The sequence below is a fragment of the Leeuwenhoekiella sp. A16 genome (assembly GCF_047946675.1).
Lineage (GTDB): Bacteria > Bacteroidota > Bacteroidia > Flavobacteriales > Flavobacteriaceae > Leeuwenhoekiella.
The window spans coordinates 1,422,782-1,440,194 of sequence record NZ_CP172313.1 but is presented as its reverse complement, the minus strand read 5'-3'; the positions used below and the strand labels follow the sequence as shown (position 1 = coordinate 1,440,194).

The 17,413-nt window shown below is 39.1% G+C and carries 13 protein-coding genes; 1 reads left to right on the top strand and 12 read right to left on the bottom strand.

Annotated features, from left to right (window positions below):
* Positions 1-5: 5 nt before the first annotated feature.
* The 6 genes from ACH3O9_RS06100 to ACH3O9_RS06075 form a co-directional block, all read right to left on the bottom strand.
* Positions 6-2,693, bottom strand: a complete 2,688-nt coding sequence (locus tag ACH3O9_RS06100; protein ID WP_416445315.1) for an ATP-binding protein — start codon at positions 2,691-2,693, stop codon at positions 6-8.
* A complete protein-coding gene (locus ACH3O9_RS06095) occupies positions 2,686-2,880 on the bottom strand; it encodes a hypothetical protein (protein ID WP_416445313.1) in 195 nt (64 codons plus the stop codon). The genes ACH3O9_RS06100 and ACH3O9_RS06095 overlap by 8 nt, the downstream gene beginning before the upstream one ends.
* Positions 2,881-2,958: 78 nt before the next feature.
* The gene (locus ACH3O9_RS06090) at positions 2,959-4,731 is read right to left on the bottom strand and encodes a sodium:solute symporter family protein (RefSeq protein ID WP_416445311.1); all 1,773 of its coding nucleotides are present in this window, start codon (positions 4,729-4,731) and stop codon (positions 2,959-2,961) included.
* Between the two features lie 29 nt (positions 4,732-4,760).
* Entirely contained in the window at positions 4,761-5,021 is a 261-nt protein-coding gene (locus ACH3O9_RS06085) for a DUF4212 domain-containing protein (protein WP_416445309.1), read from the bottom strand.
* Positions 5,022-5,047: 26 nt separating this feature from the next.
* Positions 5,048-6,271, bottom strand: a complete 1,224-nt coding sequence (locus ACH3O9_RS06080) for a hypothetical protein (protein WP_416445307.1) — start codon at positions 6,269-6,271, stop codon at positions 5,048-5,050.
* Positions 6,272-6,378: 107 nt separating this feature from the next.
* Positions 6,379-6,798, bottom strand: a complete 420-nt coding sequence (locus tag ACH3O9_RS06075) for a transposase-like zinc-binding domain-containing protein (RefSeq protein WP_416445305.1) — start codon at positions 6,796-6,798, stop codon at positions 6,379-6,381.
* A gap of 131 nt (positions 6,799-6,929) precedes the next feature.
* On the opposite strand from ACH3O9_RS06075, the gene ACH3O9_RS06070 reads away from it, so the two are divergent.
* Positions 6,930-7,376 (top strand): hypothetical protein, encoded by a 447-nt coding sequence (locus tag ACH3O9_RS06070; protein WP_416445303.1) that lies wholly within the window; start codon positions 6,930-6,932, stop codon positions 7,374-7,376.
* Between the two features lie 65 nt (positions 7,377-7,441).
* Here ACH3O9_RS06070 and ACH3O9_RS06065 read toward each other — a convergent pair whose 3' ends face one another.
* The 6 genes from ACH3O9_RS06065 to metG form a co-directional block, all read right to left on the bottom strand.
* Positions 7,442-10,225 carry a M16 family metallopeptidase gene (locus tag ACH3O9_RS06065; RefSeq protein ID WP_416445301.1) on the bottom strand — a complete coding sequence of 928 codons (2,784 nt, stop codon included), beginning with the start codon at positions 10,223-10,225 and terminating at the stop codon, positions 7,442-7,444.
* A 186-nt stretch (positions 10,226-10,411) separates the two neighbouring features.
* Positions 10,412-11,023, bottom strand: a complete 612-nt coding sequence (locus tag ACH3O9_RS06060; protein ID WP_416445299.1) for an NAD(P)H-dependent oxidoreductase — start codon at positions 11,021-11,023, stop codon at positions 10,412-10,414.
* Between the two features lie 139 nt (positions 11,024-11,162).
* Complete coding sequence (locus tag ACH3O9_RS06055) at positions 11,163-12,080, bottom strand: histone deacetylase (RefSeq protein ID WP_416445297.1); 918 nt, start codon at positions 12,078-12,080, stop codon at positions 11,163-11,165.
* Between the two features lie 316 nt (positions 12,081-12,396).
* Positions 12,397-14,532, bottom strand: a complete 2,136-nt coding sequence (locus ACH3O9_RS06050; protein ID WP_416445295.1) for a Tex family protein — start codon at positions 14,530-14,532, stop codon at positions 12,397-12,399.
* Positions 14,533-14,588: 56 nt separating this feature from the next.
* Complete coding sequence (locus tag ACH3O9_RS06045; protein WP_416445293.1) at positions 14,589-15,005, bottom strand: ester cyclase; 417 nt, start codon at positions 15,003-15,005, stop codon at positions 14,589-14,591.
* Between the two features lie 287 nt (positions 15,006-15,292).
* Positions 15,293-17,380: a methionine--tRNA ligase gene (gene metG, locus ACH3O9_RS06040; RefSeq protein ID WP_416445291.1), complete on the bottom strand. Its 2,088-nt coding sequence runs from the start codon at positions 17,378-17,380 to the stop codon at positions 15,293-15,295.
* Positions 17,381-17,413 lie beyond the last annotated feature (33 nt).

Genomic DNA, 17,413 nt, shown 5'->3' with positions numbered 1-17,413 from the left:
ACAATTTAGTTAAAAGGTAGTTTAAAAACAATACATGCCCCTGTTTTGTATGTTTTTTCAGCCCATATAGACCCGTTATGTTTTTCTATTATTTGCTTGCTTATAGCCAGACCTAAACCACTGCCTTGCGGCTTGATGATATTTTGATCTTGAGACTGGTAAAATTTATTAAAAATGTAATCTATGTCTTCATCGGGAATCCCTTTACCATTGTCTTTTACTCTTACCCGTAGATAACCTGCCAGACGCTTATAATCGATGGCGATGATGCCTGTCTCACTATCGCAATATTTTAGAGCATTAGATAAAAGATTAGTAAGCACTTGTAAAATTCTGTCTTCATTATACAGCAGGACAATGGTTTGCTGATTTTTTAATCTTATGGCTATATTTTTTATTGAAGCGATATGTTGAATGCTTTGAATGGCTTTATCTATAGTAATTTTAATGTTGTTTTTACTCATTACCACACGCTGTCTGTCTGTTGATAATTTTTCAAAATCTAATATATTATTAATAAGACGTGAAAGTCTGTCTGTATCCTGTATAATATTATTGAGAAAAACATCTTTGACCTCTGCTGGCATTTCAGATTCATCTTGTAATAATTCGGTTGCCGCTCTAATGCCAGTAAGAGGTGTTTTTAATTCATGTGCTACAGTGTCTAAAAATTCATCTTTCTGCCTGTCTTTTAAAATAAGTTCTTCATTTGCCTTTTTTAGTTGAGATGTAAGGCTGGTAAGCTCTTCAGATTTTTCACTTAGTATTTTATTCTTGCTTATTGCTTCTTTAGATTCTTCTAGTATTTTTAAAACTTCAGGAAGGGTTATTTCTTCTTCTTTTATCACACTGTCTATGAGAATTTTTGAAGAAGCACTTCCTATGCTCCCCGTAAGCAATTTTTCAGAAAAATTAATGAGTCGGGCATCGGCCAGCTGTGTGTTTTGAGGGAGTTTATATTTGAGAAAAAAAAGGTTTAGTGCGCGTTGGGTGCGTTCTTCGCCCAAAAAGCGTATTAAAACATTTTTAATATCGGCGACATAAGCCTCTCCTTTCCAGACTAGTACGTTGTCCTGAAGAGAAAAATAGTTTTTATTATCTACAAACATTTCGGCATAGTTGCGCTCCCGGTAATTACCTTTGACAATAATCGAGAAAAATAAGTAACACAGGGTATTACAGATTAAACTCCAGAAAAATGCATGTGCAGGAGGCGAGAGAAAATCTATCCCAAAGAGGGCGTAAGGTCTAAGCATGTTGATATTAAAGAAACCCTTGTCTACCCAATCCCTGGAGCCGGCAAAAGAATCAAGTGTAAATGGCAGGATAAGAGTGTAAGTAGTAATGAGAAACCCTGTAATCATGCCTATTGTTGATGCCCTGGCTGAACCACGGTTCCAAAACATGCCTATAAAAAAGGAAGGTGCCAATTGTGAAATAATTACAAAAGAGATTAAACCAATAGAGTAAAGGGATAATTCTATAGAAAAGTTGACATAAAAAATATAAGCAGCAATGATTATGAGGAAGATAGAAATACGTCTAATATTTTTGATATAGCTTGAGTTCTTTTCGGGATGGCTTTGTATAAATTTTTCAAGGTACCCGTATGGTATGATCAGATTGTTGCTTACCATAGTTGAGAGGGCAAGGGTAGATACCACCACCATAGATATTACAGCTGAAAATCCACCGAGAAATACCAAAAGTGCCAGAAATGTGTCATTATTCTGTAGGGGTAGCAATAGGGTGAAATATTCAGATTTTGTGGTATCACCAAAAGTTAAGGTGCCACCCCAGGCAACAAAGATGACAAAGATATTAAACAGTAGCAGGTAAAGCGGGAAAAGCCAAATGGCATGTTTAAGGTGCTTTTCCCGATTATTTTCTACAACTGCCATTTGAAACTGTCGCGGCAATAGAAAAATCGCCATAAATGATAGTAAAATCGTGAAAAGCCAGTTAAAACCCCCTTCCAGCCCATTTAATGTGGCCAGCGAGGTAAAATCGGGTTGTACAGAAATTTTATCGTAAATATCTTGTGTTCCATCAAAAAGGTAGTAAGTGACATATATACCTATGGTAAGGAAGAATATCAGTTTCAGTATAAACTCAAAGGCTACTGTTGTTACAATACCTCTGTGTTTCTCAGTGGCATCAGATTTTTGTGTGCCAAAAAAAGCGGCAAAAATGGCCAGTAAAACGGCGATATAGAAGGTAGAATCGTCAAAGAATCTATTTGGCGTAGCAGCTGGAGTACCTACGATGATTTCAAATGTTTCTGAAATTGCTTTAAGTTGTAATGAAATATAAGGTACTGTTCCCAGAAGGCATATAACTGTAGTAAGAGCGCCCAGAAAGCGGTTGTTACCATAGCGTAATGAGATAAAATCTGCTATAGATGAAATTTTATGCTGTTTTGAGATCTGTAAGATCTTGCGCATTATAATAATCCATAATGGACAGGCAATAACAGGTCCCAGATAAATAGGTAAAAAACTTATGCCTGAATTTGCGGCATTACCAATGCTTCCATAATAAGTCCAGGCAGAACAGTAAACCGCCAGGGAGAGGGTATAAACATAAGGGTTATTTACCCATTTGCTTTTGGCATTCTTTTCGGCTAAAAAAGCAATGAGAAATAAAATAGCTAGATAGCAAACAATGATTATGAATAACAGGTAATTACTCATAATGCCTTTTTAGAATAATAAAAGAGATAATTATTGCTATAAGCCATATGCTGAACAGGGCAAAATAAAGAATAGGTATACCGGCAATTGCTCCTGGCACATCAAAGACAAGTACAAAGGGTATGTTGATCATTACAAATAAAGTTATAGATAGAATAACCAGTTTCTGCTCATGTCTTTTCTTCATATTGTAAATGTTATCTCAATATAAGAAAACGGTGTTACAACTGGCGCAACACCGCTTCCTTTAGAAACTAACTAAATTTTAATGGTCATGAGCTTCTTTAGCCCCACTGGGTATGCGTATATGCTCAACGATATCCTGTACATTTTCTGGTGGGGGCGGCGTCATTCTGGAAACGACTAAAGAGATAATCACATTAACCAGCATGGCTACAGTACCAAAACCTTCTGGGGAAGTGCCAAACCACCACTCGCTTGCCGGTCTGGGTTCCATAACACCTATGAGGCCTGTTTTATAGCGTACCATATAAAACAACATGAGTAATATGCCTACAACCATACCTGAAATAGCCCCTTCTTTATTCATTCTTTTGTCAAAAATACCCAGAATAATAGCAGGGAAAAATGAGGCGGCTGCCAGCCCAAAAGCCAGTGCTACTACAGCTGCGACAAAACCCGGAGGATAAATACCAAAGAGACCTGCTATAAGTACGGCAAAGAATATGCTTATACGGGCAGCCCATAATTCCCCTTTATCAGAAATATTTGGTTTAATCTGTTTTTTAATAAGATCACGTGAGATAGACGTAGATATGACTAGAAGCAAACCTGCAGCGGTAGATAGTGCAGCAGCTAAACCACCGGCTGCAACCAGACCTATCACCCATGCCGGTAACCGCGCAATTTCCGGATTTGCCAGTACCATGATATCACGATCTACGTACAATTCATTGGGATTTGAATTGGCATTAGTTATCATACGTTCACCATAAGCTCCCCGCTCATTAGTAAAAATGGGTTTTCCATCAAGAGAATTTCCTTCTACATATTGTATTTTTCCGTCCCCATTTTTATCAGTCCAGGCGATAAGCCCGGTATTCTCCCAGTTTTTAAACCATTCTGGGATAGATGCGTATTCCCGGTCACGTACAGTTTCAATTAGATTGGTTCTGGCAAAAACAGCTACGGCAGGAGCGGTGGTGTAAAGAATGGCTATAAACAATAAGGCAAGGCCTGCAGATTTACGGGCATCTTTAACTTTGGGAACAGTAAAAAAGCGTACGATAACATGAGGCAGCCCGGCAGTACCGGCCATTAAAGCCAGTGTTATAGCAAAAACATCCCACGTTGATTTTGTACCACTGGTATATTCTTTAAAACCTAGCTCAGTATGCAGGTTATCCAGTTTTTCCAGTAGATAAGTCCCGTCTTCTACGCGACCTCCCATCCCTATTTGTGGGATAGGATTACCGGTCATTTGCATAGATATAAAAATAGCGGGAACCATAAATGCAAAAATGAGGACGCAATACTGAGCTACTTGGGTATAGGTAATCCCTTTCATACCACCTAAGAATGCAAAAACGAGCACTACGGCCATACCAATAACTACCCCCCAGGTTATTTCTACCTGAAGAAATTGAGAAAATACAATGCCTACTCCCCGCATTTGACCGGCAACATACGTGAAGGATACGATAAGGGCGCAGAAAACAGCAACTGTACGGGCTGTATTAGAATAATATCGATCTCCTATAAAATCGGGAACAGTAAATTTTCCAAATTTGCGCAGATAAGGAGCCAGCAAAAGTGCCAGCAGCACATAACCGCCTGTCCAGCCCATGAGGTATACAGAACCATCATATCCTGCAAAAGATATAATACCTGCCATAGAAATAAAAGAAGCAGCACTCATCCAGTCTGCAGCGGTGGCCATACCATTAGCGAGGGGAGAAACACCACCGCCCGCTACATAAAATTCTTTAGTTGAGCCGGCCCGAGCCCAAATTGCAATGCCAAAATAAAGGGAGAAGGTAATCCCCACTAAAATCCATGTCCAAACTTGAACGCTCATAATAATTAGTTTTTGGTTAGTGATGTAGATTACTCGTTGTATCCGTATTTTTTATCCAGTTTGTTCATCAGTCTTACATAAACAAATATGAGTATGACAAACACATAAATAGATCCTTGTTGTGCAAACCAAAATCCCAGTTTAAATCCGCCCAAACGTATTTCATTGAGGGCATCTTTAAATAAGATCCCGCAACCATAGGAAACTATAAACCAGATGCTTAATAAGATAACCAGGTATTTGAGGTTTTCTTTCCAGTAAGCGACTGCATGTTTTTGCTTTTCTGTCATGTTAGTTAGTTTTAATTAGCTAGTGATTATAAATAGATCATTGCCTGTAGGGTAAGTACTCCAGTCTTTGTATCTCCAAATTTTTGATTCTCGTATTCCAGCGTAAGTTTAGAATTGTTTCCGCTTAAATAACCGTTTATGCCCAGTTTAAAGATGTTGCGGTTGTCATCTACCGCGTCATAGCTATTAGAGGCAAAAGCAATGTATGGCTGAAATCGTGCCTGGGTAATGGTACCCGGAATAACATATCCAGCTTGCGCCAAGAACATGCCCCCTGTCCCATACGCGCTAAAGAGATAGTTGTCGCCGTAATCATTAGACTGGTAGGTGGCATAGGCGGTTATGGCACTGCCGTTATCTGCCAGTGGTGATTCATAAAAAGCATCAACAGCAAAGAGGCTTACATCTTCTCCCAATAGTGTGCCATTGGTATTAGCCCTTACAGCACCATTGGGGTGCAGAAAGAACCCGGCACCTATGTTAAATATTTTTTTTGCTCCCAGATATGTCCCCACTTTATAGGGTAAGAAATTAGATTCCTGATCTAAAAAATTAAATTCAAAATAACCTGCATATGCCTTTCCGGCATCTTTAGATCCTAAAACCCTTCTGCCACCATAAACAGCCGGTCCTCCTGTGGCAGGATCACGGATGTCAAGAGAGGTGGTAATAGCATCATTAACAGAGACACGGTATTGCAATTTCCCAAATTTCCCTTTTGCGAAAATTCCTAAATGCCGTGCAAATTGATCACTGAGACCAATGGTAGACCAAGATTGTCTGTTGTTGTCCAGCGTAAGCATATTTAAGGTGCTCTGGTTGTTTAGTCTAGATATCCCGTTGAAATAATGTAAGCCCCCTCCTATGACGTGATCTGTAGCTACATTATACTGGGCCCACACCCCGTGAAAAAATAGCTGGGAGCCGTCTCCCGTTCCCGTAGGACTCATCGTAGAACTGTTTAAACTATTAAGCCCAAAATGAGTAAGAATCATGAACTTTTTATTGATCTGCGCAAACATGAGTATGCGTGCTCTTCTTAAATTAAAGTTGAGTTTGCTCATGTCCTCAGGTACATCATCAGAATAGGAAGCCTGCACCTGCGCCCAGGAGATCAGACGCAGATATTTACTGCCCTCTTCATTGAAGTTAACTTTTAACCCCCCTGAGTAATCGGGAGAGCTTTGCGCATAGGTGTACTGTAAAGCGACCATACTTACTCCTAATAGAAATAACATTTGTTTTCTCATGATCTCAGGAAGGTTTTTAGTTAAAAACTGGTTTGTGTGCTTAACTAAGTTCCTAAAATACAGGAGTTAAATAAAAACTAATATAGTTATCTGTTCATTTGATATGGTTATTCTCTAAAACGTTCCCATTTTATAAGCATAAACTTATCTCCAAGTTCTGTTACCACTACTCCGGCCCCCTTAAGGTTTTCAGTTTTTTCAAAATAAATTACTAGTTCACTATGATTTAAAATCCTATAGGTGGGATGATATTCGGTATGATAAGGACGCTTAACGTTATATTTTTTCACCCAATTCAATATGCTTACATGAGATATGCCCAGAAGACGTTCTATCTCCCTATAAGAAAGTCCTTCAAGGTACAGCTGTAAGGCTTTGTTAACGTAATAGTCTTGTATGCGTTTCCCCAACTTGTTAACGGTAAAGTAATATCCGCAGGATTTGCATTTATAGCGTTGCCTTTGACTGACTATGCCACTTTTTATAAAGCGATTTGAACTGCAATTAGGGCATAATTCAATCTTCATATATGGCTATTTATCATAAATATAGTTAATTAGCACAAAAACTACAACGTTATCGTTAAAATAAAATGAATGTAGTAGGGAAGAGTTGTACTGAGTTGTCTTATTAGTGAACAACAAAACCAAACGCTAGTATGAAAAATCAATCTTTTAAGCTGATGCTTTTATGTGGGTTATTTGCAATAATTCCCTTATGCGAAAGCTATGCCCAAGAATCAGGCGATGACAAAAAAATGGCTTATTATGAGCAGCGCGCCAAACAGGATGCTGCTTTTGAAAGATCATATAAAGCAGAATCTGAGGCAGAGGAAGAAGCATTCTGGAAAGAGCAACATAAGTATGAAGAGAATTTAAAGAAAGAAGATGAAGTTGCTTATAAAGCTTACATGAGAGGCAAAAGAGACGCCTATAAAGAACATAAGAAACATTGTGATCATCATTGCCATCACAGCGAGCATTATTATAGCGAAGCTTCATTTTACTACTATTCTAATAACCGAAGCTATTACAAACCGGCACCAAGAAGCACAATTAGAACAGATGTACGCATCAACACGCCAAATGTGCGCATTGGTTTTTAGTTAGTTTTTGGCATGAAATAGCCAGATAACATTGATCTGGCTATTTTTTTACAATCTGGAGTAATTTAATTTTTAATTGCTGTATTTAGATCTGTGATTTCTTGTGTTTTTATGGGTTTACCATCGGCATCAATTTCAATAATAGAATCAAAACCCAATTTATCAAGATTGGCAGCTATTTTTGCCCGATCACCTACCATAAACCAATTCACAGTTTCCGGGTTTACAACTTCTTTACTCACTTTTTGCAGATCTGCGAGAGAGAGGTTGCGTACTTCGGCATCATACCTCTGGTAATAATTATCTGGCAGATTATATTTTACAATATTAGTAACCGAATTATTCACCGAACTATTAGTTTCCCACTGGCCGGGTAATTTTAAAACCTGATTGGTTTTTACCTTATCGAGCTCTTCCTGAGTTGCTGGTCTGGTCGAAATAAACTCTGAGATCTCTTTTCTCAATTCGGTTACAGATTCTGCCGTTTTATCTGTTTGTACAGGTGCATAAAGCAAAAAAGGACGTTCTGCTTTAGAATCGAGAACCATACTTCTGGCTCCGTAGGACCAATGTTTGTCTTCGCGTAAATTCATATTTATTCGGGAGGTAAAATCACCGCCAAGAATACTCATCATTTGCTCCAGAGCAACTTCAGATACATCTCCATATTTACCTGTTAGGTTACCCGCGATTATTACAGATTGTTCTGACTCTGGTCTGTTGAGAAGATATAGTGTATTTTTTGAAGTAGGCTTTGGCTGCGTAAAAGCAATTGTAGGCACGTCACCTTTTTTCCATTTTCCCAGAGATTTTGAAAGCATAGATTTAAGTTCGCTCATTTCAATATCTCCTGTAACAACGAGGGTTGAATTATTGGGTTTTAACCAGGTGCTATAGAATTTTTTGACATCGTCAAGATTTATTTTTTCTACAGTTTCTGTATAACCGGTGCCTGTATAAGGATTGCTATAAGGATGACCTTCACCGTACAAGTATTTGTTCATTACGCGCAAAGCCATAGCGACGGGGACAGACTTTTCATATTTAATATCATTGATCTGTTCTTCTTTTAAACGGTCAAATTCCTTCTGAGGAAAAGCCGGATTCAAAATAACATCGGCAAAGAGATCAACACTTTTTTCCAGAGTTGGCTTTAATGTGCTCATGTAAACACTTGAATTATCCTGATCTGAATAAGAATACAGATTTGCTCCCAACAATTGTAGTTTCTCATTGATCTCAAGTGCAGACATATCTTCTGTGCCTTCATCAAGTAAGTTCATAGCGAGCGAAGCAAGACCGGGTTGCGATTGAATATCAGTCTTGTAACCGGCATCTGTCATCAGTTCCATAACAATTGTAGGCACACCGGTGCGTTTAGCAAGAACAATGTTTAATCCGTTAGCTAAAACGTCTCGTTGTAGTGTGGGGAATTTAGATGTTTTTGTAGGTTCCAGCTCTGGTAATTTGCTTCTGTCTATCGTACTTTTAGTAACAGTATATTCCGGGAACGGATTACATTCTAAAATAAACTTGCCTTTAGTTAACCATTTTTGAGCCGTCGCTTTAATATCATCTACTGTGGCATTTTGTGCATATTCTAATACAGTTTTATAATAATCTGCATCACCAAAATAGGTTTCGTTAGAAGCGAGAATATCTGAAACTCCGCCAAAACCGCCTATGCGTTCCATTCCTTTTATAAAATTTGCAAAATAATCTGCCTTTACACGTTTCAGTTCTTCTTCCGTGGGGCCGTTTTCGATTAGATTTTTGATCTCAGAATCGAGTTTTTCGCGTACTTCAGCGATATTTCCGCCCGGTTTTACATCCGCGGAAGCGATAAAATTGCTGCTTATTTCGCTTGAAGCCTGATAAGCGCTTACAGAAGTAGCGATCTGGTCTTCATAAACCAATTTTTTATAAAGTCTTGAATTCTTCCCGTTAGATAATAATGCAGCTATAAGATCGAAATAGATATCTTCTTTATCACCAAATTGCGGCGTATTCCAGGCAAAGAGAATACGAGGGTCTGAAACTCTGTCCTGATAAACCTGGTATTTATCTTGCTCAAGAATTGGGATATTTATCTCTTGTCTCGCAATGGTAGGACCTGCAGGAATATCACCAAAGTAAGCCAAAACCTTATCGTAAGCTTCCTGTGGTTTTATATCACCGGCAATGGCAATTACGGCATTAGCAGCGCCGTAATAAGAAGTAAACCATTCTTTCACATCATCAAGAGATGCGGCATCCAGATCTTCCATCTCGCCAATTACCGTCCAGGAATAAGGATGACCTTTAGGATACATAGCTTTTGCCAACAAATCCCACTGTTTACCGTAAGGCTGGTTTTCTCCCTGTCTTTTTTCGTTTTGTACTACACCACGCTGCTCATCAAGACGTTCTTGATCTAGTACACCCAGCAGATGCCCCATGCGATCTGACTCTAAAAAAAGAACCTGATCAAGTGCAGAAACGGGTACATTTTGAAAGTAATTGGTCCGGTCGCTATTCGTTGTACCGTTAAGATCTGTACCGCCTATACTCTCAAGTGCCTGAAAGTAGTCTTTGTTGTAATTCTCGCTTCCGTTGAACATAAGATGCTCAAAAAGATGGGCAAAACCGCTTTTCCCTTCTTTTTCGTTTTTAGAGCCCACGTGATACCAAACGTTGACAGCAACGATAGGGGCTTTATGATCTTCATAAACCAGCAATTTTAAACCATTAGGCAATTTAAACTGCTCGTATGGAATATTAATATCTTCAGCTTTAAACTGAAAATCCTGCGCAGAAACCAGCTGCAACATGAATAAGGAAAGACTAAATAGAATTATTGATTTTCTCATGATTGATGAATGTTTAAAAGTTTGATTGATATAAATATAAACATTTAATAAACTAAGCATCAAATCATTGTGATATTTTAGAGGTTGATAGTAGCAATAAAAAAACGGTTCAGAATAATTACTGAACCGTTTTCTTTAATTCTTCCAGAGAGATTCTGGGTTTTAATTATGGGATGACCTCATATTTCAGCTTGCCAAACCCGCTTTTACCCATTGCGCTACTTGTATCGTGCGATTAGTCTGGTGCGTTATCGATGTTCTTATAGCTTCATTTACATTTTCTTTGCCACCTTTTACACTAACGCCATAAGGGTTACCGCCAGACTCAAAAACCACTTCATCTGTGTATCCCGGAGGTGCTAAAATTGCTCCCCAGTGAATCATTGTTTTATAGAGTGACATAAGTGTGGTTTCCTGCCCGCCGTGCGGATTTTGAGCGCTGGTCATACCGCTAACCACTTTATTAGCCAGCTTGCCGTTAAACCAGAGACCACCGGTCATATCAATAAAACTTTGTACCTGTGAGGGTAAGTTGCCATATCGAGTTGGTATGCTAAATATAATAGCGTCTGCCCACTCCAGGTCGTCCAGACTAACTTCTGGGATATCTTTTGTCGCTTCTACGTGCTCCTTCCAGTCATCACGTGAGTTAATAGCTTCCTGCGGTGCTGTTTCTTTAAATTTTAAAAGCTTAACGTCATGATCACCGGCATCTTCTGCCGCTTTCTTAGCTCGTTTTGCCATTTCATAATTTGTTCCTGTTGCGCTGTAATAAATCACAGCAACTTTAATTTTCATAATTCAATTTTTTTGATTTCTTAGAGCATTAAAGTTATCTATTTTGAAACGGATAATCGATTGATTTTGTGAATGGTGTAGTTATATTTTTGCTAAAATTTTGTCTCAAAAGGCGATTTTTAGGGTAAAATGGCCGATTTTAAAAATATATTTCCTGAGCTAATCTATATGTATTTGTGTGAGCCTCAATGATAATCTTAATCTCAGGAGAATAGCCACCTCCCATACTTACCTGTACGGGGATTCCGCTTTCGCGAAACGTTTGCAGGGCAAATCGATCTCGCGCTTTGCATCCTTCAACCGTACAACTTAGTCGGCCCAATTTGTCGGTTTCTAAAATATCAACGCCGCTGAGGTAAAAGATAAAATCAGGTTTCACATTCTTAATTAGCTGGGGAAGCGCTTCTTTTAAAAGATCAAGATAAACTGCATCACCGCTACCATCAGGTACCGCAATATCCAGATCTGAAACTTCCTTTTTAAATGGGTAATTACCTGCGCCATGCATAGAAAAAGTAAAAACCGAATCATCATTCTGAAAGATTTCCGCAGTACCGTTTCCCTGATGCACATCCAGATCTACAATAAGGATTTTTCCTATTTGTCTTGCTGAGCCTGTCGAAGCATTTTGCAAATAACGTGCACCAATCGCCTGATCGTTTAATAAACAAAATGCTTCGCCATGATCGCTGTAGGCGTGATGTGTTCCGCCGGCGATATTAAAAGCTATTCCGTTTTGTAGGGCATATTCACAACCTAAAATCGTTCCCTGCGCGATAATTTGCTCACGTCGTACCAATTCTTCAGAAAGTGGAAATCCTATTTTTCTGGCTACTCTTCGGTCAAGATTAAGTGCTTTTAAATTTGTTACATATTCTTTTGTGTGCACCGCGAGAATATGATTTTCATCTGGTAAATCAGGTTGGTAGAAATTGGCTTTTGTGCAGGTGCCTTCATGCAAAAGCTGTTTGGGCAACAACTCATATTTTATCATCGGGAAACGATGACCTTCTGGCAAAGGGTGTTTGTAAATGGGGTGATATGCGATTTTTAACACGGTATATTTATTAATCGTTCTCGATACAATTTCTAAAATGAAAAAATTTTAGATTTCACTCGAACTGACAGTTCTTTCTTGCCGCTTCGGGTGAATTTAAAGCAGCGATAGCGAAGTTTAAATTTGTATCGAGAAGCGTTGATTTTGACTGCTCAATTTCAAAATAACCTGCAAGGTATCCCCGCTTGGCTGGTTCCTTGTAGGTTTATGCTGAGTGTAAGACCTACAAGGTTTTTGAAACCTTGCAGGTCTCCTAAACCTTGCAGGTCAATTATATGATTATACGATGCTGAAACATGTTCAGATTGACGCGGCACTATTCATTAAGTTTCACCAATTTCAACTGAATACGCTTTCGCGGAATGTCAACTTCAAGCACTTTTACTACAACCTGCTCATGCAAACTAATATGCGCGCTCACATCTGAAACATAACCATCTGCGAGATTTGAAATATGGATAAGTCCACTTTCTTTAATTCCTACATCTACAAAAGCGCCAAAATTGGTTACATTATTGACGATTCCGGGCAATAATTGACCGATTTCCAGATCATTGATCGTCTTGATGTTTTGATTAAATGTAAAAACTTTAGCTTCTGCTCTAACGTCTAGTCCGGGTTTTTCTAGTTCGTTGATGATATCTTTTAGCGTAAGCAAACCAATAGTTTCAGTTTGATATTTTTTGAGATCGATTTCTTGTAAAACTGATTTATTACCTATTAATTCTGAAACCGATTTTCGCTCATCTTTTGCCATTTTCTCGACCACAGCGTAACTTTCAGGATGCACAGCCGAATCATCCAGCGGATTTTCAGCATCTTTTATGCGTAGGAATCCTGCTGCCTGTTCAAAAGCTTTTCCGCCCAAACGGGGAACATTCAGAATTTCCTTTCGCGAAGAAAAAGCACCTTTTTCATCTCTTCTGGCAACAATATTTTCGGCAAGTTTTGGGCCAATTCCCGAAACGTAACTTAGCAAAGGGACACTGGCCGTATTGATATTTACGCCTACCGCGTTTACACAGGTTTCCACCACGCGGTCAAGTTCATTTTTTAATTTGGTTTGATCTACATCGTGCTGATATTGACCCACGCCAATTGATTTTGCATCGATCTTAACCAGTTCTGCCAGCGGATCCTGCAAACGGCGACCAATGGAAACCGCACCGCGAACGGTCACATCATAATTAGGAAATTCATCACGCGCGATCTTAGATGCCGAATAAATGGAAGCCCCGGCCTCGCTCACCACAAAAACCTGCATGTCTTTTTGAAATGGCATTTTACGAATAAAGCGTTCAGTTTCTCGCGATGCTGTGCCGTTACCTATTGCAATTGCGTCAATTTTATAAGCATTAACCAAAAAACTTATTTTTTTACTCGCGCCTCTGGTATCACTTTTTGGCGGGTGCGGATAGATGGTTTCGTTATGTTTTAAACCTCCCTGCTCATCCAGGCAAACAACTTTACAGCCTGTACGAAAACCAGGGTCGATAGCGAGAATACGCTTTTCACCAAGTGGAGAACCTAATAAAAGTTGTTTTAAATTTTTAGCGAAAACTTCAATTGCTTCGGTGTCTGCTTTTTCTTTTGCAGTGTTTAATATTTCGTTAGAGAGAGTGGGGAAAAGCAGGCGTTTATACGCATCTGCAATCGCTAGTTGTATCTGTTCCGCGCAAGCGTTATTTGACTTAATTACCCGATTTTCGATGTTTTTAAGCGCTTTTTCGTCATCAATGTCCACTTTTACGCGTATAAAACCTTCTTGCTCTGCACGCGAAATTGCGAGAAATCGGTGAGAAGGGCACCGATTTAATGCCTCATTCCAATCGAAATAATCACGGTATTTTTGCGATTTTTCATCCTTTTCAGCCGATTTTATGACCTTTGTGGTCAATATTGCGTGACTTTCTAATTGATTCCTTAATTGATTACGAATATCAGTGCGCTCATTAATCCATTCTGCAATAATGTGTCTGGCACCTTCAAGTGCTTCTTCTGTAGAAGTTACTTCTTTGGTTATATATTTTTGTGCGGTTTGATCTAGATTGGTCGCGTTTTGCGCCATGATAATTTTTGCCAGCGGTTCTAGTCCGTTTTTGCGGGCAGTTTCAGCTTTGGTCTTGCGTTTTTTCTTGTAAGGCAGGTACAGATCTTCCAGCGTAGTAGAATCTTGTGTGCTTTTGATCTGTGTTTGTAAATCTGGGGTTAAAACGTCTTGTTCTTCAAGCGCTTTTAGAATAGTAGTTTTTCGCTTTTCAAGCGTTTCAAATTGTTCTTTATATTTTACAATATCGCCAATCTGAACTTCATCCAGATTACCAGTGCGTTCTTTGCGATAACGCGAAATAAAAGGTATAGTACAATCTTCCTGAAGCAATTGTATCGTATTGTTGATACCAGCTTCAGGAAGATTGGTTTGTTTTTTTATATAGGAAAGCAGGTTATTCATCGTGCATAATCATTTAATGCGATGTTAGCACAATTTCTGCTTCCTGAAAAATAAAATTAGGCCGTTGCTTCTACGCCTAATTGCTTAAGGATACCCAATTCATCTGAACTTCCCCAGCGCTCTACCATTTTACCATTTTCAAAACGACCGATTTGCATGCCGCGCCAGCTGGCTTTTTTTCCGGTAGGAGCGATGCCCATAAAATCTCCTTTATGCGTTCCGCTTGCAGTGTAGGCAAAACTCACATGATCTTCATCTGTCACCATTTCTTCAACTTCTACATCAAAATCTGGAAATGCGGTGCGTATCATACTAAAAAAATCAATATAACCTTGTGGTCCAGGTCCTTGATTAGGGGCAGGATCGTGCTCTACAACGTCTTCAGAAACTACATCACGGATGAGTTCGAGTTTTCCTGATGTTATTGCTTCTCCAAATTTTTCTTGTGCTGCTTTATTTTGTTCTTTGCTCATAATTTAATTTTTTCTTTAAGTTAAGCAATGCGTATCGCAGCATATTGTTTTTTAGGTAGTTTGGGATTTTTTTAGCAGCTTATGGTAAAGGATTGCTAAAAGTAAATTGTAAGTCGAGCGCAGTTGAGAGCTCCATTGAAGTTAACACAATTCTAATATTCCTTCCCTTTTTAAGGGAAGGTGCTTTCATTTATGAAAGCGGAAGGGTTTTTATGAATAACCACCCCCATTCAAGCAAGCTTGAATTTCCCCTCCTTAAAAAGGAGGGGAGTATATAAATTAATGAGTTAACTAATCTGTGCACCATTAATCACCCCGGCAGCATCAGGATTTACAAAGGCAAGTTTGCCTTGATCATCTTCGGTCATTAAGATCATGCCCTGACTTTCTACACCGCGTAATGGGCGAGGAGCCAGGTTAACGAGAACAGTAACTTTTTTCCCAATAATCTCTTCTGCAGTAAAACTTTCTGCGATACCAGAAACTATAGTGCGCACATCGATACCGGTATCGACTTTAAGCACCATCAATTTTTTAGTTTTGGCCATTTTTTCGGCTTCAAGGATTGTACCTACTCGCATATCGAGTTTAGTAAAATCATCAAATTCTATAGTATCTTTTTGAGGTTCTGCTTTACGGTTTTCGGCTTCGTTTACCACTTTGGTTTGTTCTAGTTTATCGAGTTGTTTTTGTATTTGATCATCTTCTATTTTACTGAACAGCAATTCGCCTTTGCCAATAGTGTGACCAGCGGGCAGTAAATCTGTCTTTTCAGAGAAATTTTCCCAAACATTTTGGACTGCATCATTTTGAGCATCGCTGGAATTTACATCCAGATTAAGCATTTTTCTCAATGTTAGAGCCGTATGCGGTAGGAAAGGCTCACTTAAAACAGATAAAGCAGCTGCGACTTGCAATGCGATATACATTACGGTTTTTGTGCGTTCTTGGTCCGTTTTTACGGTTTTCCAGGGCTCTGCATCAGCAAGATATTTATTACCCAAACGCGCGACATTCATCAATTCGTTTTGGCTTTCGCGAAAGCGATACCGTTCTATAGAACTAGCAATTACTGATGGATAAGCTTTTAATTCGGCCAAGGTTCTCTCATCTTCTTCATTGAATGCTCCCGGTTGTGGAACAGCACCCTCATAATATTTATTGGTCAGCACCACCACGCGGTTAATAAAATTACCAAAAATGGCTACTAACTCATTATTATTACGAGCCTGAAAATCCTTCCAGGTAAAATCGTTATCCTTAGTTTCAGGAGCATTTGCGGTTAAAACATAACGTAGAACGTCCTGCTGACCGGGGAAATCTTCCAGATATTCATGCAACCATACCGCCCAGTTTTTTGAGGTAGAAAGTTTGCGCCCTTCAAGATTTAAAAATTCATTAGCCGGCACGTTATCAGGTAAAATATAGCTGCCTTCTGCTTTTAGCATGCTTGGGAAAATGATGCAATGAAAAACGATATTGTCCTTACCGATAAAATGCACCAGTTTGGTGTCTTCATCCTTCCAATACTCTTCCCAGTTTTTGCCTTCTCGCTGAGCCCATTCTTTGGTTGAAGAAATATAACCTATAGGCGCATCAAACCATACATAAAGCACTTTTCCTTCTGCGCCCGGCACAGGAACCGGAATTCCCCAATCAAGATCTCGGGTTACCGCACGTGGGCGCAGACCGTCGTCAATCCAGGATTTGCACTGACCATATACATTAGATTTCCAGTCTTTTTTATGCGATTTTAAGATCCAATCTTTAAGAAAATCCTCGTAGCGATCTAGCGGTAAAAACCAGTGTTTTGTCTCCTTTAAGACCGGTTTTGCACCAGAAATAGTCGATTTTGGGTTGATTAAATCGGTTGCATTTAGGGAAGTACCGCAGTTTTCACATTGATCACCATAAGCTTCTTCGTGACCGCATTTTGGGCAGGTACCAATTACAAATCTATCTGCAAGATATTGATCTGCTTCAGCGTCGTATAGTTGTTCTGAGGTTTCTTCAATAAAAGCCCCGTCATTGTATAATTTAGTGAAAAATTCTGAAGCTGTATCATGGTGCACTTTCGCCGAAGTGCGTGAATAATTATCAAAGGAAATCCCAAAATCTGCAAAGGAATTTTTGATGATGCCGTGATATTTGTCTACCACTTCCTGCGGTGTGATTCCTTCTTTTTTAGCTTTAATACTTATAGCAACTCCATGCTCATCGCTACCACAAATGTAAGCGACATCTTTTCCGTTAAGGCGTAAGAAGCGGGCATAAATATCTGCAGGAACATAAACTCCGGCCAGATGACCTATATGTATGGGACCGTTTGTATACGGCAAGGCCGCGGTAATTGTATATCTTTTGGGTTGACTCATCGCTTTAAAAATAAAGCGCAAAGGTAAGGTTTA

Excerpts from the sequence above, each read along its gene's own strand:
- ACH3O9_RS06100 (WP_416445315.1), bottom strand. The coding sequence starts at position 2,693 with ATGAGTAATTACCTGTTATTCATAATCATTGTTTGCTATCTAGCTATT.
- ACH3O9_RS06095 (WP_416445313.1), bottom strand. The coding sequence starts at position 2,880 with ATGAAGAAAAGACATGAGCAGAAACTGGTTATTCTATCTATAACTTTA.
- ACH3O9_RS06090 (WP_416445311.1), bottom strand. The coding sequence starts at position 4,731 with ATGAGCGTTCAAGTTTGGACATGGATTTTAGTGGGGATTACCTTCTCC.
- ACH3O9_RS06085 (WP_416445309.1), bottom strand. The coding sequence starts at position 5,021 with ATGACAGAAAAGCAAAAACATGCAGTCGCTTACTGGAAAGAAAACCTC.
- ACH3O9_RS06080 (WP_416445307.1), bottom strand. The coding sequence starts at position 6,271 with ATGAGAAAACAAATGTTATTTCTATTAGGAGTAAGTATGGTCGCTTTA.
- ACH3O9_RS06075 (WP_416445305.1), bottom strand. The coding sequence starts at position 6,798 with ATGAAGATTGAATTATGCCCTAATTGCAGTTCAAATCGCTTTATAAAA.
- ACH3O9_RS06070 (WP_416445303.1), top strand. The coding sequence starts at position 6,930 with ATGAAAAATCAATCTTTTAAGCTGATGCTTTTATGTGGGTTATTTGCA.
- ACH3O9_RS06065 (WP_416445301.1), bottom strand. The coding sequence starts at position 10,225 with ATGAGAAAATCAATAATTCTATTTAGTCTTTCCTTATTCATGTTGCAG.
- ACH3O9_RS06060 (WP_416445299.1), bottom strand. The coding sequence starts at position 11,023 with ATGAAAATTAAAGTTGCTGTGATTTATTACAGCGCAACAGGAACAAAT.
- ACH3O9_RS06050 (WP_416445295.1), bottom strand. The coding sequence starts at position 14,532 with ATGAATAACCTGCTTTCCTATATAAAAAAACAAACCAATCTTCCTGAA.
- ACH3O9_RS06045 (WP_416445293.1), bottom strand. The coding sequence starts at position 15,005 with ATGAGCAAAGAACAAAATAAAGCAGCACAAGAAAAATTTGGAGAAGCA.
- metG (WP_416445291.1), bottom strand. The coding sequence starts at position 17,380 with ATGAGTCAACCCAAAAGATATACAATTACCGCGGCCTTGCCGTATACA.